This window comes from Sorangium sp. So ce1153 (genome assembly GCF_051521595.1).
Taxonomy (GTDB): domain Bacteria; phylum Myxococcota_A; class Polyangia; order Polyangiales; family Polyangiaceae; genus Sorangium.
Genome location: NZ_CP150361.1, coordinates 11,966,101 through 11,984,051, shown reverse-complemented (window position 1 = coordinate 11,984,051; position 17,951 = coordinate 11,966,101). Strand labels below are relative to the sequence as shown.

The following is a 17,951-nucleotide window of genomic DNA, read 5'->3' as shown; positions in this document are numbered from 1 at the left end:
ACGAGAGGTCGCTCGGGTGAAGCTCGCTCAGACTCGTGAGGCGCGTGCCCTGGCCGTCGCCGCCGTGGCGCGAGGGCTGATCGAGCCCAACGCCCTATGGGACATGGCGTGCCGGTGGACCCTCGGCGGCGCGTCGACGCCCCAGGAGCTCTTCGAGGGGATCCTCACGCCGGAGCAGCTGGCGGCGCTGCCGGAGCTGCTCGCGCAGGAGGGGCGCAGCCCGCCCGTCGCGCGCGCCCTCTCGCCGCAGATCGAGGATCCGGACGCGCTGCGGTTCGACACGCAGCGCGAGATCGACCTGCCCGGCGAGGAGGCCGTGGCCGATTTCCCGACGCTCGCGACCTCTTCCACGCGCGCCGTGAACACCGGCGGCAGCCGGTACGAGGTCGGCGAGGCGCTCGGCGCCGGGGGCGCCGGGAAGGTGGTCAAGGCGCGCGACCGGGAGATCGGGCGCGTCGTGGCGCTGAAGACCCTGAAGCCCGGGGCGGAGGCGGACTCCGCGGTCGGCAACCGCTTCCTGACGGAGGCGCGGATCACGGCGCAGCTCGAGCACCCGAACATCATCCCGGTCTACGACCTCGGGACGCTGCCGAACGGCCAGCCCTACTACTCGATGCGGGTCGTCAAGCGGCAGAGCCTGCAGAACGTGCTGACGAACCCCGAGCTCCGCCGGCAGTGGCCCCTCGTCCGGCTCATCGGCGCGTTCGTGCAGATCTCGAGGGCGCTCGCCTACGCGCACCGCCGAGGCGTCGCCCACCGCGACATCAAGCCGGAGAACGTGCTGCTCGGCGACTACGGCGAGGTGTACCTGGGCGACTGGGGCAACGCGAAGCTGCTCTCGAGGGCGGAGGTGAGCGAGCCGATCTCGGTCGACCCGGGCGGGCAGGACTTCGGCCGGAAGCGGCACGAGGCGCTCGCGAGCGCGCTGTCGGGCACGCCCGGGTACATCGCGCCCGAGCAGATCCGGGGGGACCACAAGCGGATCGATCACCGCGCGGACATCTTCGCGCTCGGCGTGGTGCTCTACGAGATCCTCACCGGTGAGCACCCGTTCGACGCGCCCACGGTGCTCGCCGTGATCCTCGCGACGCAGACGCGCGACCCCAAGCCGCCGCGCTCGATCTCGCCGAGCTGCCCGCTGCTGCTCGAGGACCTCTGCCTGGCGATGCTCGCGAAGGATCCCGACCAGCGGCCGCCGACGGCCGATCGCGTCGCGGCGGAGGCGGAGGCGTTCCTCGAGGGCGCCAAGGAGCGGATGCGCCGGCGCGAGGAGGCGATCAAGCTCTGCGAGCTCGCCAAGGCGCCGCTCGAGCGCGATCGACGGCTCGACAGCGAGCGCGAGCGGCTCGTCGAGGAGGCGCGGCGGCTGCTCAAGGACGTGAAGGAGTACGAGCCGATCGAGCGCAAGCGGGCCGGCTGGCAGCTCGAGGACAGGGCCGCGGGGGTCGAGCGCGAGCAGGCGCGCGCCGCGGCCGAGGCGATCGACCTCTACACGAAGGCGCTGGCGTACGACCCGGATCTGGTCGAGGCGCGCTCCGGGCTCGCGGACCTCTACTGGTCGCGCGCGGTGCGGGCGGACCAGGAGCACCAGCACGCGGCGCGCATCTACCACGAGGCGCTCGTGGCGGAGTTCGACGTGGGGCGCTACGCCGCGCTGCTCACCGCCGGCTCGGTCGTCTCGGTCGACTCGTCGCCGCCCGGCGCCAGCGTCGTCGCGTACCGATACGTCGAGAAGGATCGCATCCTCGTGGCGAGCGACGAGCGCTCCCTCGGCCGCACCCCGCTGCGCGAAGTGCACCTCAAGCCGGGCAGCTACCTCTTCATCCTGAAGCGCGCCGGCTACCGGGAAGTGCGTTACCCGCTGCTGCTCAAGCGGGGCACCCACCACCGCGTGGAGGTGAACCTCTACACCGACGCGGAGATCGGCGAGGGGTTCGTCTACATCCCAGGGGGCTCCTTCATCGCCGGCGGCGATGCGCAGGCCTACGATCCGCTCCGCCGCGCCGAGCTCCACGTCCCCGACTTCGCGATCGCGAAATTCCCCGTCACCTTCCGCGAGTACTGCGAGTTCCTGAACGAGCTCGAGACGCGCGATCTCGATCTCGCCCTGAAGCGCGCGCCGCACGGGACGCGCGGCTCCGAGGGCTACGTCGCGCGGCCTGCCAGCGGCGGCGGCTGGGAGCCCTTGCCCACCGTGGTGGAAGGTGACGCGCAGAAGCGGTTCCCGGCGGAGGAGGGGCACCTCTGGAACCTGCCCGTCATCCTCATCGACTGGTTCGACGCCGTGGCCTACTGCCAGTTCCGGAGCGAGCGCGACGGGATCGAGGTCCGGCTCCCCACCGAGCTGGAGTGGGAGAAGGCGGCTCGCGGGACCGACGGCCGGTTCTATCCGTGGGGGGATCACTTCGATCCCACGTTCTGCCTGATGCGCTCGTCGCGGCCTTACCTGTCGCAGCCGGAGCCGGTCGGGACCTTCCCCATCGACACCTCGCCGTACGGCGCGCGCGACATGGCGGGCGGCGTGCGCGAGTGGGTCGCCGACGTGAACGGCGAGAAGTCGTGGGCGGCGACGTCGCGTGAGCTCGAGTCGGCCGCCGACGCAGGCGGAGACGCGCCGCCGTGGCGCATCGCCCGATCGGGGAGCTGGGCCACGGACTCGCAGCAGTGCAGGAGCGCGTCGCGCACCCGGTTCTTCGGGATCGCGCGCGCCCTGAACCTGTCGTTCCGGATCGCGAAGCCGCTCTCGCGCGGCCCGGGGCGCTGAGCCGGGAGCTCTGCCGACGGGCTAGAGCGGCGGGTCGACGTACTCGACCTCGACGCCGCGATGCGTGCGGAGGACGGTGCGCCCCGGCTGTCGATCGACGATGTACTCGGGGCCGACGGGCACCTTGCCCATCCCTCCGGGCGTATCCACGATGAGCTTTGGCAGCGCGATGCCGGTGAGCCGGCCCTGGAGCTGCTCCATGAGGGAGACGCCGGTCGCGAGCGGCGTGCGCAGGTGCGCGGTGCCGCGCACCGGGTCCATCTGGAGCAGGTAGTAGGGGCGCACGCGCCAGCGCACGAGCCCCCGGAAGAGCGTGGCCAGCGTCGTCGCGTCGTCGTTGATGCCGCGCAGCAGCACCGTCTGGTTCATGACGGGGAAGCCGTGGTCCACGAGCCGCTTGCACGCGCGCTCGGCGGCGGGCGTGAGCTCCTTCGGATGGTTGAAGTGCGTCATCAGCCAGAGCGGGTGGTACGGCTTCAGCGCGCGCACGAGCTCCGTGGTGATCCGCTGCGGCAGCGTGACCGGCACGCGCGTGGCGATGCGGATCGTCTCGACGCTCGGGATCTGCCGCAGCCGGGCGATGAGCCGCACGATGCGGTCCGTCGAGACGGTCAGCGGATCCCCGCCGCTCACGATGACGTCGCGCACCTCCGGGTGCGCCTCGAGGTAGGCCATGGCGGGCGCGAGCCGATCGAGCGCCACCGTGCCGCCGCCGTCGCCGACCATGCGCGAGCGGGTGCAGAAGCGGCAGTAGACGGCGCAGCGATCGGTCGCGAGCAGCAGCGCGCGATCGTGGTATCGCTGCACCAGGTGCGGGGCGACCTCGTGGGCGACCTCGCCGAGGGGGTCGGCAAGGTCGCCGGGCACCTCGGCGGCCTCGTCGGCGAGCGGCACGCACTGCCGGCGGATCGGGCACGCCGGATCGTCCTTGTCGCAGAGGCTCAGGTAATAGGGGGTGACGCGGATGGGCAGCCCGGCCTTCTCGGCGCGCCTCGCGCCCGCGAGCTCCTCCGGCGTGAGCGACAGGGCGCGGTGCAGCTCGTCTGCGCTGGAGAGCGCGCGGCGCAGCTGCCATGTCCAGTCGCGCTTGCGCGGCTTCGCGTCGTCCGGGCGCGCTCCCTGCTGCGCGCTCGCTGCCGGCGGCGCGGGGCGCTCTGGCAGCGCGGCGGCGTGCGCGTCCGCGGCTTCCTTGCTGGTGGGCCGCCGGGCGATCTGCTCGGCGGCGATGAGCCCGCTATTTGCCCGCATTGCTCGATCCTGTCGCGGCGCCGCCGGCCTGCTCCGGCTGCGGCGCGCGGGGCTTTGCGGGGTCCGGCTGCGGCTCGCTCCCGGGGGTCACGAGCTGCCCCGGCAGCTTCACCGAGGCGAGCGCCGCGTCGTTGATCTCGACGGGGAACTTCTTCCGCAGCTCTTCCTCGAGCGCGCGCTCCTGGTCCTGCATCTTCTGCTGGAGGAGCGCGACGCGGATGGATCGCTCGGCCTCCGCGAGCTCGCGCCGGTGTCCGCCGGTGAGCCCGCTCAGGCGGACGATGTAGAACCGCCCGTCGGCCTCGACGAGCGCGTCGCTGACCGCGCCGACGCTGGCGATGCGGAAGGCGGCCGCGCGGACCGGCTCCGGGACCTGGGGGTGGGCGCCGCGCGGATCGCCGGGCGGGCTGACGATGCCGAGCTCGCCCGCGAGGTCGAGCGGCGGGCTCGCGCTCTTGTCCTTCGGCGCCGTGAGCGAGTGCTTGAGGAATAGCTCTCCCCACGCGCTGCTGCTGCCCGCCTTCTGCGCCTCCTTGAGGACCTTCTCCCCGAGCGCCTTGTCGCCGACCACGATGGCGGCGATGCGCCGCCGCTCGGGCTCGATGAACTTGTCGGCGTTCGACTCGTAGTACGCGCGCACCTCGGACGCCGGGATATCGGCCGGCGCTGGCAGGCCCTTCCGCGCCTGAGCGATCATCGCCTCGCGGAGGATCTGCCGGATCGAGTCCTCGACCGTGGCGTCCTTGTCGAGGCCCCGGCGCCTGGCCTCCAGCGCGAGCAGCTCCGCGTCGATGATCTCGCTGAGCAGCTCGCGGCGCCGCTCCTTCGTCTGGTACCGGAGCCGATCGAACTGATCCATCCGCTCGAGCGTCCTGCCGAAGTCGCCCAGGGTGATCACCCTGTCTCCGACCTTCGCGAGCACGCGCGCCGACTGCTCGGCCGTGAGCCCGAAGATCTGATCGCCCGCGTCCGCCGGGACCTGGAGGGCGGGCTCATCGCAGCCCGTGACGAGCGCGGCGAGCGAGATGGCGAGCAGGGTTCGGCGCACCTGAGCTCGGGTCATTGCTGGCTCGGGGTGTAGCACGGTTTCCTCGCGGCTCGAGGGCACGCCGATCCCGTTCATGTCGGCGCGCCTGCGGATGTCCTGGCCCATCGCTGAGCGCCTCGGCGCGCGCGCTCAGTCGACGATCGTGCCGATCTCCTCGCCCCTGCAGACGCGGAGGATGTTGCCGCGGGTCGTGAGCTTGAAGACCCGGATCGGCATCTTGTTCTCGCGACAGAGCGTGACGGCCGTCGAGTCCATGACCCCGATCCTGTCGGCGAGGAAGCGGTCGTAGCTCAGGTGCGCGAACATCTGCGCGCCCTCGTGGCGCACCGGGTCGCGGTCGTAGATGCCCTCGACCTTGGTCGCCTTGAACAGCGCCTGCGCCTGGATCTCCATGGCCCGCAGCGCCGCCGCCGTGTCGGTCGAGAAGAACGGGTTGCCCGTGCCCGCGGCGAAGATGACGATGCTGCCCTTCTCGAGGTGGCGCATCGCCCGGCGGCGGATGTACGGCTCGGCGACCTGACGGATCTCGATCGCGGTCATCACGCGCGTCGGCACGCCCGTCTTCTCGAGCGCGTCCTGCAGGGCCAGCGCGTTGATCACCGTGGCGAGCATGCCCATGTAGTCGCTCTGGGAGCGGTCCATCCCCGCGCTCGCGCCCTTCAGCCCGCGGAAGATGTTGCCGCCGCCCACGACGATCCCGATCTGCACGCCCATCCGCTGGAGCTCGGCGATCTCGGCGGCGACGTGGTGGAGCGTCTCGGGGCGGATGCCGAACCCGCCTTCCTGGCCGCAGAGCGCCTCGCCGCTCAGCTTGAGCACGATGCGGCGGTACTTCAGCCCGGGGGCCGGGCGGGGGGGAGGGGGTAGAAGGGAGTCCTGCTCAGCGGCCACGGTCGCACCTCGTAGTCGGGACGTGCGCGGACGGCAACGAGCAACGTGTCGCGTCATCCGGATGGCGCGGCGGCGCCATCTTCGCCGCCAGAACACGCCGGCATGTACCTTGCGCTCGCCGGAGCTGGGCGCTACTCTCGGCCCCCCTATGGCACGTGTGACTGTGGAAGACTGCCTCGAGCGCGAGGAAAACCGTTTCGCCCTCGTCGTGCTTGCGGCCAACCGGACGCGGCAGCTCATGAAGGGCGCGGACACCCTCGTGAAGACGAAGAACAAGCCTGCCGTGACCAGCCTTCGAGAGATCGCGGCGGGCAAGGTGCACTTCCACCGGAGCTCGCACGAGGTCGTGTCCGAGTGGCTCCAGCAGATGAACGCTGGCGGCCAGCGCTGACGGCGCATTGGGCGAGCGCGCTCGGGCGACACACGCCTCGTGAGGGCTCTGCCCCAGCGCTCGCCTCCCTCCTCGTGCCAGCGCCGCGCCTGACCTGTCGCTTCGCATGAAAGAGGCAGCCACCCCGCGACCACGGCGCGCATCGAGCTCCGGCCAGCGCCGCGATCTGGAGCTCGAAGCGGGCACGTCGGCCCACTACGAAGATCCGGCGTACTACGCGAAGACGTACGCGCGGCGCCAGGACGACGTCCGCTACTACGTGGACCTCGCCGCGGCGTCCGCGGGGCCGGTGCTCGAGTACGGCTGCGGCAACGGGCGGATCACGCTGCCTGTCGCGAGGGCAGGGGTCCGGATCACGGGCGTGGATCTGTCGGCGCCCATGCTCGGCGATCTGCGCGCCCAGCTCGGGCGAGAGCCGCGCGACGTCTCCTCTCGCGTGAGCCTCCGGCGCGGCGACATGCGGGCGCTGCGGCTAGGGCGCCGTTTCCCGCTGGTGATCTGCCCCTTCAACGCCTTCCTGCACCTCTACACGCGCGCGGACGTGGAGCGGTTCCTCGCGCGAGCGCGCGAGCACCTGACGCCGCGGGGTGAGCTCGTCTTCGACGTCTCCATGCCCGAGCCGGCCGAGCTCGCGCGCGATCCGGATCGCGCTTACGCCACGCCGCGCTTCCGGTACCCCGCGAAGGATGGCCCGGGCGAGGTCGTCCGGTACACGGAGCGCTTCGACTACGACAAGGTCAGGCAGATCCTCTTCGTCTCGATGGAGTTCTCGCCCGTGAGCGGCGGCGAGCGCTGGATGACGCCGCTCGCCCACCGTCAGTTCTACCCGCAGGAGCTCGAGGCCTTGCTCCACTACAACGGCTTCGAGCTCACGGCGCTCCGCAGCGACTTCTCCGCGGCGCCTCCCGACAACCAGACGAGCATGCTGCTCTATCACTGCCGGCCGCGGCGCTCCGTGCGAGCTGGCCGACCTCAGGGCTAGTCGCAAGCCGCGCGGCCACCTGGGCGGCCGCGCGCGCGCGCGAGGCTCGGGCGAGCCCGGCGAGCTGAGCCACCACGGCGCCGCGCAGAGCGCGCCTGCCGGCCTGGCTCAGACGCCGATATAGAGCCGGTGGGCGAAGTTGCGCTCGAGCTTGGCGCGCAGGACCTTCTCCGCCGCGGTCTCGATGTCGTACTCGACGCGCTTGAACTCGAAGCGCTTCGTGTCGCTGTCGTAGATCGTGTAGCTCGCGCGGTTGTCGTAGTCCCGCGGCTGTCCCACCGACCCCACGCTCACGATGTACTTGCGCCCCTGCTCGAGCTGGAAATCCACCGCGGGGAGCTCCTCGACGCTAGTCGGCGTGAGCGCGAACACCTTGCAGAGGTGCGAGTGGCCGATCAGCGTGATGTGACCGAGCTCGTTCCACATGGGAAGGCACTCGCGCGCCTGCTCGGGGGCGAAGATGTACTCGAACTCCTCGAGGCGGACGGGCGAGCCGTGGCAGAGGTCGACGTTGATGTCCGTCAGCTTCTCCTGGTACGTCAGGCTCCGGAGCCAGGCCGCGTTCTCGGAGGAGAGCATCGCAGCGTGGGTGTCCAGCGCCTGCCGGGCGGCCTCGTAGTAATACGAGTAGTCCATCCGGCCAGCGACGGCCGCATCGTGGTTGCCGAGGATCGTCTTCTTGGCGACCTTGCGGACGAGATCGGCGCACTCGTTGGGCGAACCGCCGTAGCCGACCGTGTCCCCGAGGCAGTAGTACACGTCGATGCGTTCGTGGCGGTACGACTCGAGAACAGCGCTGAGCGCCTCGTAGTTGGCGTGGGTATCGCTGAAGATCCCGAGTCTCATTTCGACGCGAGGGCGGAGCTTAGCACGAAGGCCTCGACTTCCGTTAGGAATTCAAACCCGAATCCACAGCCGGGCCGGTCGGGCTGGAGCTGGGTGTCCCCGGCTCCTCGGAGCAGTTCCGGTGGCTCATACTTCCACTGCACCCGGGACCTCGTTCTCGTTCTCGTTCTCGTTCTCGTGGGCCTCGTTGAGGAGGCTCGAGGGCCGGGTGCTTGTCCCGCACGGGGTGGCAGAGATCGCTCAGACGCTTTCGGCACGATCACCATGATCACGATGACGAGCGGCCACCCGCACCGGAGAAGGATAGCGTGGAGCCCATGAATACCAAACAGAACGGTGCAGGCTCGCCTCCGATTTCTGCGGAGCGGTCGGTCGAGTCTGCTCTGTCCGCTGCAGCTGTCGCGCCGCCGCCGCCTGCTGTGGAGGATCTCGCCGAGGGGTGCGTGCGGTTTGTGGAGCGCGCCCTCGGCGTACGTCTTGACTACCGGCCGGAGACCTTGCCGGTGCTCGATCACTATCTCGAGCAGGCGCGTAGGGCGACGTCGGAGAAGGTCGAGGCGTTGCCGGTGGTCGCGCACATGGCGGGCGTCTATTTCGGCGAGGTCATCCGCCGACGGCACGCATCGTGGTGGCGCATGGATGGTGAAGACCCGACGTACTGGCAGGTGGAGTTCGCGTCGGTCTACCTCGCGTTCAGCCCCGTGCTCTTCGTCCGCGAGGCGCTCACGCGGGATCCTTCCGCCGAGCCCGCGCGGGACCAGGCCGAAGATCCCCTGAGCGGCGATCCGGCCGCGCTCGAGCTGGAGGACGAGGACCGCGAGGCGGTCGCGGCCAGGCTCGCGGAGCTGCCGCCCGTCTCGGAAGATGAGTACTACGCGCCGTCGACGCGGCTCGAGGTGATCGACATCGCCGTGGACGCGATCCGCTCGCGCCGGCTCGCTGCCGGTGACGAGACCGACGCCTCGCTCGGGCCGGGCGACTACGAGCGCGGCGACGGCTGATCCAGCGGCCGCCGCGCGCGCCCGCGCCGCGGCGCCGTGCGCTGCGCGCGGATCGTCGCGCCGCGCGTGGGATGTGCTCCGGCGCCGGCGACCGGTGATATCGTCGCCGGCGTGTTGTGGGTCCTCTTCGGGCTGTTGCTCCTCATCTCGTGGGCGGCGTACTTCACGTTTGGCCTGTCCACCGCGATCCCGATCGCGGCGAGCGTGGTCATCGCGCTCGCCGCCGTCGCGCTCTTCGTGTTCCGCCGCTTCAGGGCGGGGCGCGCCGCGTCCGCGCTCGAGCGGGCGATCGTCCAGCAGGGCGCGCAGCAGGCGCTCAACGCGCGGCCCGAGCGGCGCGCCGAGATCCAGGAGCTCCAGCGGCAGGTCCAGGGCGGCATCAGCGCGCTGAAGAGCTCGAAGCTCGGCAAGGGGAAGAAGCACGGCAGCGCCGCGCTCTACTCGCTGCCCTGGTACGTCATCATCGGCCCGCCCGGGGCGGGGAAGACGACCGCGCTGAAGCACTCCGGCCTGGTCTTCCCGTACGCGCACCCGAGCAACGGCGGCGGCGTGCGCGGCGTCGGCGGTACACGCAACTGCGACTGGTGGTTCACCAACGAGGCGATCCTCCTCGACACCGCGGGGCGCTACACGACGGAGCAGGACGACCACGAGGAGTGGATCGCGTTCCTGCAGATGCTGCTCAGGCACCGCGCCCGGCGCCCGCTCAACGGCATCCTCGTCGCCGTGAGCGTGGCGGATCTCATCGACGCGAGCGAGCAGCACATCGAGCAGATGGGGAAGAAGCTCCGGGCGCGCATCGACGAGGTGATGACGCAGCTCCACATGGTGCTGCCCGTCTACATCCTGTTCACGAAGTGCGATCTCATCGCGGGCTTCTCCGAGTTCTTCGGCGACACGCGCAGGAGCGACCGCGCCCAGGCGTGGGGCGCGACGCTGAAGCTCAGCGCGGACAAGACCTCCCCGGGGAGGCTCTTCGACGCCGAGTTCGACGCGCTGGCGAAGCAGATCCACGGCCGAACGCTGAAGCGGCTCGTGACGGAGCGCAGCCGAGAGGTGCGCGAGCGCGTCTACCAGTTCCCGCTCGAGTTCGCGGGCATCCGCCGGAACCTCTCCGATCTGGTGTCGACCGTCTTCATGGTCAACGCCTTCCAGGGCACACCCATCTTCCGTGGCTTCTACTTCACGAGCGGCACGCAGGAGGGCCGGCCGCTCGACCGCGTCCTCCAGCGCATGGGCCAGGCGATGGGGATCCGCACGCAGGAGGCCGCGGCTCAGCAGAACGTCGAGTCGAAGAGCTACTTCCTCCACGACGTGTTCATGAACGTCGTCTTCCCGGACGGGGACATCGCCGCGAGGAGCGCGAGCGAGATCCGGCGCCAGCGGATCGTGCGCGGCGCGATCAGCGCTGCGGCCGCGACGCTCGGGGTCATCCTCGCGATCCCGAGCTTCGTCTCGTTCAGCAACAACCGCGAGTTCCTGCGCGACGTCGAGGCGGACGCGCGCGCCGTCAGCGCGATCCGCTGGGAGGACACGCGGCCCCTCTCGGAGAAGCTCGCCGCGCTGCGGCCGGCGCTGGATCGGCTCCAGGAGATCGACAAGGCGCGCGAGGACGGCCCTCCGGACGGGAAGGGCTGGACGATGTTCCAGGGAGAGACGGTCTACCCCCCGCTGGTGCACGTCTACGTCGCGAGCCTGCAGAACGGCTTCGTGATCCCGTGCAAGCAGCGGCTCGAGGATCGCCTGAAGCTCGCGAAGGGGGAGTACTACCTGCGCGAGCGGAACGAGCTCAAGCTGTACCTGATGCTGAGCGACGTCGAGCACCTCGAGGTCGACTGGGCGAAGGACAGGTTCACCGCGCTCTGGGCCGAGGTGCTCCGGCCGACGTCGAACCTCAACGAGACCGACCTGAAGAAGCAGCTCGAGAGCCACGTCGAGTACTACCTGACGCTCATCAAGCAGAAGCGGGTCACGCCGATCGCGCGCAAGGATGATCTGGTCGCGAGCGTGCGCGCGACGCTCCAGGCCGTGCCGGTGCGGAAGCGCTACTACGACTTCTTCGTCAACGCGATCATCGAGGAGAAGTACGACCCAACGGGCGACAACAGCCGCGCGAACCGCAAGTACCCGCCCCACACGCTGGGCGACATGTTCGCCGACCGCCCCGACGTGCTGAAGGTCATCGGCAGCAAGCTGTACGCGAAGGAGAAGCGCTGGAAGGAGATCGACGGCCCGTACACAGAGAAGGGGCACTTCGCGGTGCTCGACAACCTCGAGGGCGGCGCCGAGCGGCTGCTGGCCGAGCGGTGGGTCGTGGAGCTCGCGCCGGGCGAGGAGACGTCGGTCAACAAGAACCTGGACGGCCTCGCTGCCGACTACGACGCCCGATACATCGCGCAGTGGACCGACTGGATGGCGGACCTCACCGTGCGGACCCCGGCCAACCTCAAGGAGGCGAAGGAGATCTACATGGAGCTCGCCAAGCCGGACTACCCGTACCTCCGCATCATCCGCGCTCTCGAGGACAACACGCAGTGGAAGCGGGATCGGAGCGCGGTCGAGGACTCGGGCCTGTTCAAGCTCGGTAAAGAGCAGCTCGGGAGGAAGATCGAGCAGAAGACGAGGGTCAAGGTCCCCCTCAACGTGAAGCTCATAAGAAACCGGCCGAGCTCGGTCCCGGACGAGTTCAAGCGGACGGTCGAGTTCGGCGTTCCCGCCGCGCCGAGCGGCTCGGCGCCGATCACGGACACGCCCCTGGCGAGGTACATCTCGCTGCTCAGCTCCCTCCGCGACGAGATCCAGCGGCTCGAGGATGTGAACCCGAACGTCGACGCGCGCCTCATGGCCGAACGACTGATCGAGGCGACACGTCAGGCCGACGCGCTCCTCCAGCCCTTCGACGAGCGAGCCAAGACGCTGCTCCGGCCGCTCCTCTTGACCCCTCTCCAGGTCGTGGCAGCGCGGCTGCCGCCGCTCACGGCCGTGTCCCGCTTCTCCGGCGCTGCTGCTGGCCCGCGCTGAGCGGGGTCAGACCTCGATGCGGATCTCGTCGCGGCCTGGCTGTACGGCGCCGGTCGCCGGATCGAGCGTGAGCACCATCTCGACCGCATCCTCATCGTTGTCGCTGTAGTACCGGGGCCGCACGCCCATCGCCGTGAACCCGAGCTTCCGGTAGAGCCGGATCGCTGCCCGGTTCGAGCGGCGCACCTCGAGCAGGAGCAGCCGCACTTGCTGCTGCCGCGCGTACTCGAGCGACCGGCTCATCAGCGCCGTCGCGAGCCCGCGCCGGCGCGCGGTCGGGCAGGTGGCGATGTTGAGCACGTGCAGCTCGTCGGCCACGTGCCACGCGATGAGGAAGGCGAGCGCGCGTCGCCCCTCGCGCGCGACCCAGCAGCGCGTCCACGGGCGGCGCAGCTCTTCTCGCGCGGAGAACTGCGGCACGTCGAAGGCCGCGGAGGCGACCGCATCGACCTCCTCGATCGCGGCGTCGTCCGCGGCGTCGGCCGTCAGCTGGATCAGCGAGACCGAGCTCGCCGTCGCCTCGCGCTTCACCTCGCCACCTCCGTGGGGCAGCCGGAGACGATCTGGACCTGCCCCACCCGCCCGCTCTTGAGCTTCTGGCATGCCTCTCCGAGGAGCTCGATGACCGCGGAGGACTTCCATCGCCAGCCGTTCTCCGGGTCGTAGGGGACGAGCGCCTGGTCCAGGTAGACGTTGGTCTGCCCGTCCTCGGGAGGCGGGTCGACGAGGTCAAACTCGCAGGAGACGACGATGCTCGCGATCTTCGAGAGCACGTTCCCCAGCGTGTCGAGGTTGTCCACCTTGAAGTAGAAGGGGCTCACGAACTGCGCCGCGCCGCCGGCGAGCGCCATCTGGTCGAGGACGTCGCCGTAGAACTCGCTCCCGGGGATACCGACCACATAGACCTCGATGCCGCTCGCCGCGAGCTGCGCGATCGCGGCGACCGTGTCGTCGCGGTCGAGGCATCCCCCTGGTCCCGAGAGGCCGAAGGGCGCGCAGCAGTTCTCTTCGGGGCATTGCTGCTCGATGTTGGCGATGCACTCCTCGGCGTCGCACGTCGCGGCGCTGTTGCAGTTCGGACCTCCGTCGGTCGCGAGCACGACGATGGTCTTGCCGGGAAGCTCCACGAGCTTCGGCGTGAGCGCCGCGAGCGTCGCCGCGGTGGGCGTCCCGCCGAGGGGTTCGACGCGCGTCGCCGAGCTGAACTTCGAGGTCGTCGGGCGACCCTCCTGGCCGTCCGAGAAAGGGTCTCCCGGCGTCACAGGGAACACCTCGCCGCCTGGCCTGCACGGCGCCTCGGCGGTCGCGTCCAGCGGGAACACGGCGGCGCCGACGTTGATCAGGGGGCCCAGGTTGCGCACGAGGTCGACCGCGGCCTCGTGCACCCGGTCATAGCGCGTGGCGCGCGAGGAGGCGGCGCTGAGCATGCTGCCCGAGGCGTCGAGGACGAAGTAGAGGTTCGGCGCCTCGGCGATCTCCACCTGATGAATCTGGTTGCCGCAGAGCCCCCCTGCGTCCACGGGCGGTGGTCCGCTCGTGCCCCCAGCGTCCGGGTTGAACTCGTCGTCCGGCTCCTGCGCGCCCTGGCCGCTGCCGCTGCGTGGACGCTGCTTCAGGCCGTCGTCCGCGCACGCGGACAGCGCCGCGCCGAGCGCGAGCGCGGCCCCGACACGGAAGAGCATGCCGCAGACGCCGGCCCGCTGCTTCACGGCCGTGTTCATGGCGAACAGCGTACCACGCCCCTCCGCGCTGGCAGCGCTGGGCGCCGTGGCGGTGGATCTCGCCGCGCTCAGGGCTCGCGGTAGAACCTGGGCACGCGGCGCGAGATGCTCGTCAGCACTTCCCAGGCGATCGTCCCCGTGAGCCCGGCGATCTCCTCCGCGCTGATCGTGGCGCGCCCGAGCGGGCCGTCCTGTGTTCCGAGGAACACCACCTCGTCCCCGACGCGCGCTCCCGGGACATCCGTCACGTCGAGCATGGTGAGATCCATCGACACGGCGCCCGCGATCGGCGCGCGCTGCCCGCGCACGAGCCCGGCCCCGCGGTTCGAGAGCTGGCGGCTCAGACCGTCGGCGTACCCCATCGGCACGGTGGCGACGACGCTCTCCCGTGACGCCTGCCAGGTGTGGCCGTAGCCGATCCTGTCGCCCTTCGCGATCGTGCGGAGCGCGACGATCTCGCTGCGCACGCGGATGACCGGCTTGAGGTCGGGCGCGAGCCCTGCGCACGGCGAGATGCCGAAGAGCGCGACCCCGGGGCGAACGACGTCGAGCCACGCGTCTGGCAGGCGCAGCATGGCCGCGCTGTTCGAGGCGTGTCGCACTCTCGGCGTCAGGCCGAAGCTCTTCGCCCGCTGCTCGATCTCCTCGAAGCGCTTCATCTGCTCGATCGTTACGCCGAGATCGTCGGCGTCCGCGCAGGCGAGGTGGGTCATGAGCCCGTCGAGCCTCACCTCCGGGTGCTTCGCGAGCATCGCGAGCACCGCCTCTAGCTCGGAGCTCGCCGTGCCGAGCCGTCCCATGCCGGTGTCGACCTTGAGGTGGACGCCGACGCGGCCGCGCTGCTCGAGCCGCACCACGCTCGCGAGGCGCTCGATCTGGCCCGCGTCGTAGACGACCGGCACGAGGTCGCGCGCGATGATCTCCTCGAACCCCTCGCGGCGCGGGCCGTAGTAGCCGCCCATGACGAGGATGGGCAGCCGGATGCCGGCGTCCCGCAGCTCGATGGCCTCCTCGAGCAGCGCGACGCAGAGGCCCGGGATGCCGGTCCGCTCGAGCGTCCGCGCCACGGCCGGCGCGCCGTGCCCGTAGGCATCGGCCTTGAGCACGCCCCAGATCTGCGGCCGCCTCGCGCCGGTCAGCGATCGCTCGAGGACGCGGAGGTTGTGCCGCAGGTGAGCGAGGTTCACCTCCGCGCGGGTCGGGCGCACCGCGTCCGCAGGCGCCGCTCGCCTTGGACGCAGCACCCGCACCGGGCCGACGCTCGATCCGAGCCCTTCGAGGGCCGACGCCGTGCCGTTGCGATCAGAAGTCGTGCTGCTGAGCTCTGTGGGCGCGTGCGAAGCGGACATCGTGTACGCGGATAGCCCTACGCTCGAGCGCGGGTCAAGATTCCGGGCCATCTTGGTGTGACAAGGTGAGGCATGCCCGCAGAGCGCGGACGCCGGTCAGAAGCAGCGGCGCATGCACCGCGTGTACTTCGCGGTGCACGCCTTTTCGCACCCGGCGGATTTGCAGTCTTGCTGGCACTCCTTCCAGCTCGCCTCGCACGCCGCGCTGCACTCCGCGCCAGGCGGCGCCGCGTCCTCGGCGGCGTCGGGCGTCGCATCGGGGGCGCCCGCGTCCGCTTCTTCGGCGGGCGCGGCCACGTCGGCGCTCAGGAGCCTGGGCGGCGGTGCGAGCGCGCTCGTCGGCTCCGGCACGGCGGGGGCGCGGCTGCTGGGCGGGTTCCATTCGCCCTCGTCGAAGTCGCTGGCGCGGCTGAGCTGCCTCTCCCGGAGCGTCGCGTACTCCACGCGGTCGCGGGTCTGGCCGAACGTGTAGAACTGGAGCCACTCGTCCCAGCAGGCGCGCCGCAGCGTCGGCTTGATGTCCGCCATCGAGTCGAGCGCCATGCAGTGCTCGAAGCGGACGTCTCCTTCGTACACCGCGTTGATGCTCGCGCCGCACGCGGTCGCCGAGACGGCGGCCAGGCAGAGGAGGGTTCGGAACCGCACGAGGTACGGACACCGATAGCAGAAAAGCGCTGCCCCGGTGCCTCCCCTGGCTCCTCGCCGCGGGAACCTGTCCGACCGCCGGGTCGAGGTGCTCTCCGGTTGAATTTTGCCCTGCGATGCCGTAGGTTGCCGCCCCTTCGCACCGGCAGCGGCGGCACGACGCCTCCGCGCCGGGCGCCTCAACGGAGCCTGTTCATGTTCCTCATGCTGTCGAAAGGTCCTCGAAAGACCACGCGCTCCAAGTCGAAGCGCCACCGGTCCAAGCTGAAGGCGAAAAACCGCAACCGGCGGAACCGCATCTACCAGCGCGCCTGAGGGTTGCGGCGAAGGCGAGCGGGGCCTTGGTCTCGCTCGCTGCGCCGCCTTCGGACCTGGGACTGCCCCTTGAAGCTAGGGGCCGCCCTTCTTCAGCTCGGTCAGCACCAGCTTGGCGACCGCCTTCAGCGTGTCGAACACCCCGACGCCGGTCCGCGCGACCCCCTCGAAGTCGGGGACGTTCGTCGGATTGAGCAGCGAACGGAGCTCCTCCACCGTGCCGATCTCCGGCAGATCCCGCTTATTGTACTGGATGACGTACGGGATCTTGTCGAGCGAGTAGCCCTGCTCGGCCAGGTTCGTGCGGAGGTTCTCCACCGACTCCTGGTTCGCCTCGATGCGGCCGAGCTGTGAGTCCGCCACGAAGACCACGCCGTCGACGCCCTTCAGGATGAGCTTGCGGCTCGCGTCGTAGAAGACCTGCCCCGGCACCGTGTACAGGTGGAACCGCGTCTTGAAGCCGCGGATCTCGCCCAGCGCGAGCGGGAGGAAGTCGAAGAAGAGTGTCCGGTCGGTCTCGGTGGCGAGGGAGATCATCTTCCCCTTCGCGTCCGGGTTGGTGCGCTCATAGATGTACTGCAGGTTCGTCGTCTTGCCGCAGAGACCCGGGCCGTAATAGACGATCTTGCAGTTGATCTCGCGCGCCATGTAATTGATGAAGCTCATCGACCGCGCTCCTAGTCGTTGAAGAGGTTGTCGATGTCCTCGTCGGTGATCTCGGCGAACGGCGAGTCGGCGCCCGGCTCCTGCACCTTCTTGAGCAGCGCCTCGAAGATGTGGTTGAGCTCCTCGCTCGCCTTTCGCACCCGGAGCCTCACCAACCCGAGGCTCGACTTTGAGTCGAAGATCACCACGAGGATGACGCGGTTCCCGACCAGCTGGATGTGGATGTTCGCCTTCTCACCCTCGTGGAACTGAGTGGCGAACTCGTTCTCCTTGAGGAGCTTCGCCATCCCGCCCGTGGCGGCGATGTTACCCGCCGTCAGCGAGGCGAGCGACGTGGTGTCGAGGTTGTCGACGTCTCCGCTCGCGGCGATCAGTTGCCCGTTCTTGTCAACGATGAAGACGACCTTCGCATTGGCGTCCTTGACGAGGCGATCCACCACGCTCTGGATCTGATTGAATTCCTCCTCGTACATCACCATCTGAGGGTTGACCATCGTTCCTCCGCCAGCGCTCTCGCGATGGGGCCCTGGGCATTGCGGGCTCTGTCGCCCTTGTCATCAACCGGGCGCCGCACGTGCGGTCCCCGACCATCATCATCCAACTGGCGTCCCGCTGTGCGGGCATGCCGTACCACGGGTACCACGTTCGCGGCGCCACGCTCGCTGCCTGGGACTTGCATGACCGGTTCGCGGCGCGCAGTGCGACTGCTCCTCGACCGTGCGCCCGTACATCTTGGGACGTTTCTATCCGAAGCAGGTGCGGCGGAGCAAGGCGGCCCTTTCTGGAAGTTTGCGGATCGCGCAGCCGGACCCCTCCGAGCCCTCCCCGGACCCGAGGGCGCGTGCTCCCACCCCTGACCCCAGGGGCCTGCCGCTCCGGCGCCTCCCGGGTGCCGGTCTGCGGCTGCAAGCCGGAGGGTATTCGCTGTAAACGCTGGAAATTGTTAACTTAAATTCCTGAGCGCGAGCGGCTCCGGCCGGGCTCTCCTCGGGGCGCGCTGGTCGCAGGGGGCTCCGCCATTGCCGCTGTGTGCCGGGCAGAAGCCCGACGAAGGACCCTGGGT

15 protein-coding genes are annotated in these 17,951 nt (G+C 70.0%); 5 read left to right on the top strand and 10 right to left on the bottom strand.

From position 1 onward, the window contains the following. The first annotated feature begins 16 nt into the window (after positions 1 to 16). Complete coding sequence (locus WME85_RS43530; RefSeq protein ID WP_437830113.1) at positions 17 to 2,764, top strand: protein kinase domain-containing protein; 2,748 nt, start codon at positions 17 to 19, stop codon at positions 2,762 to 2,764. A gap of 21 nt (positions 2,765 to 2,785) precedes the next feature. Here the strand turns inward: WME85_RS43530 and WME85_RS43525 are convergent, their stop codons facing one another. From WME85_RS43525 to pyrH, 3 genes are read right to left on the bottom strand one after another with little or no spacing between them, the layout of a single operon-like run. Next, positions 2,786 to 4,012 carry a KamA family radical SAM protein gene (locus WME85_RS43525; RefSeq protein WP_437830112.1) on the bottom strand — a complete coding sequence of 409 codons (1,227 nt, stop codon included), beginning with the start codon at positions 4,010 to 4,012 and terminating at the stop codon, positions 2,786 to 2,788. Continuing rightward, entirely contained in the window at positions 3,999 to 5,165 is a 1,167-nt protein-coding gene (locus WME85_RS43520) for a peptidylprolyl isomerase (protein WP_437830111.1), read from the bottom strand. The genes WME85_RS43525 and WME85_RS43520 overlap by 14 nt, the downstream gene beginning before the upstream one ends. A gap of 24 nt (positions 5,166 to 5,189) precedes the next feature. Next, complete coding sequence (pyrH, locus tag WME85_RS43515; RefSeq protein WP_437503414.1) at positions 5,190 to 5,951, bottom strand: UMP kinase; 762 nt, start codon at positions 5,949 to 5,951, stop codon at positions 5,190 to 5,192. 148 nt (positions 5,952 to 6,099) lie between these two features. On the opposite strand from pyrH, the gene rpoZ reads away from it, so the two are divergent. Both rpoZ and WME85_RS43505 read left to right on the top strand, forming a co-directional pair. Further along, positions 6,100 to 6,342, top strand: coding sequence for a DNA-directed RNA polymerase subunit omega (gene rpoZ, locus WME85_RS43510; protein ID WP_061611097.1), 243 nt, complete (start codon positions 6,100 to 6,102; stop codon positions 6,340 to 6,342). A 106-nt stretch (positions 6,343 to 6,448) separates the two neighbouring features. Then, a complete protein-coding gene (locus WME85_RS43505) occupies positions 6,449 to 7,324 on the top strand; it encodes a class I SAM-dependent methyltransferase (protein ID WP_437830110.1) in 876 nt (291 codons plus the stop codon). Between the two features lie 108 nt (positions 7,325 to 7,432). Here the strand turns inward: WME85_RS43505 and WME85_RS43500 are convergent, their stop codons facing one another. Beyond that, positions 7,433 to 8,170 (bottom strand): metallophosphoesterase family protein, encoded by a 738-nt coding sequence (locus WME85_RS43500; RefSeq protein ID WP_061611099.1) that lies wholly within the window; start codon positions 8,168 to 8,170, stop codon positions 7,433 to 7,435. A gap of 317 nt (positions 8,171 to 8,487) precedes the next feature. Here WME85_RS43500 and WME85_RS43495 point away from each other — a divergent pair, with 317 nt between their 5' ends. Further along, entirely contained in the window at positions 8,488 to 9,171 is a 684-nt protein-coding gene (locus WME85_RS43495; RefSeq protein ID WP_437830109.1) for a hypothetical protein, read from the top strand. A gap of 111 nt (positions 9,172 to 9,282) precedes the next feature. Continuing rightward, positions 9,283 to 12,192, top strand: a complete 2,910-nt coding sequence (gene tssM, locus WME85_RS43490; protein WP_437830108.1) for a type VI secretion system membrane subunit TssM — start codon at positions 9,283 to 9,285, stop codon at positions 12,190 to 12,192. Between the two features lie 6 nt (positions 12,193 to 12,198). Here tssM and rimI read toward each other — a convergent pair whose 3' ends face one another. The 6 genes from rimI to WME85_RS43460 form a co-directional block, all read right to left on the bottom strand. Continuing rightward, positions 12,199 to 12,723, bottom strand: a complete 525-nt coding sequence (gene rimI / locus WME85_RS43485) for a ribosomal protein S18-alanine N-acetyltransferase (RefSeq protein ID WP_437830107.1) — start codon at positions 12,721 to 12,723, stop codon at positions 12,199 to 12,201. Continuing rightward, complete coding sequence (locus WME85_RS43480; RefSeq protein ID WP_437830106.1) at positions 12,720 to 13,913, bottom strand: vWA domain-containing protein; 1,194 nt, start codon at positions 13,911 to 13,913, stop codon at positions 12,720 to 12,722. Before WME85_RS43480 ends, rimI begins: the two co-directional genes overlap by 4 nt. Positions 13,914 to 13,981: 68 nt before the next feature. Beyond that, on the bottom strand, positions 13,982 to 15,262 hold the full coding sequence (gene alr, locus WME85_RS43475; RefSeq protein WP_437830105.1) for an alanine racemase: 1,281 nt from the start codon (positions 15,260 to 15,262) through the stop codon (positions 13,982 to 13,984). Between the two features lie 96 nt (positions 15,263 to 15,358). Then, positions 15,359 to 15,907 carry a hypothetical protein gene (locus WME85_RS43470; RefSeq protein ID WP_437304953.1) on the bottom strand — a complete coding sequence of 183 codons (549 nt, stop codon included), beginning with the start codon at positions 15,905 to 15,907 and terminating at the stop codon, positions 15,359 to 15,361. Positions 15,908 to 16,297: 390 nt separating this feature from the next. Then, a complete protein-coding gene (locus tag WME85_RS43465; RefSeq protein WP_012239857.1) occupies positions 16,298 to 16,888 on the bottom strand; it encodes a GTP-binding protein in 591 nt (196 codons plus the stop codon). Positions 16,889 to 16,899: 11 nt separating this feature from the next. Next, entirely contained in the window at positions 16,900 to 17,382 is a 483-nt protein-coding gene (locus WME85_RS43460; RefSeq protein WP_012239856.1) for a roadblock/LC7 domain-containing protein, read from the bottom strand. Positions 17,383 to 17,951: the final 569 nt, after the last annotated feature.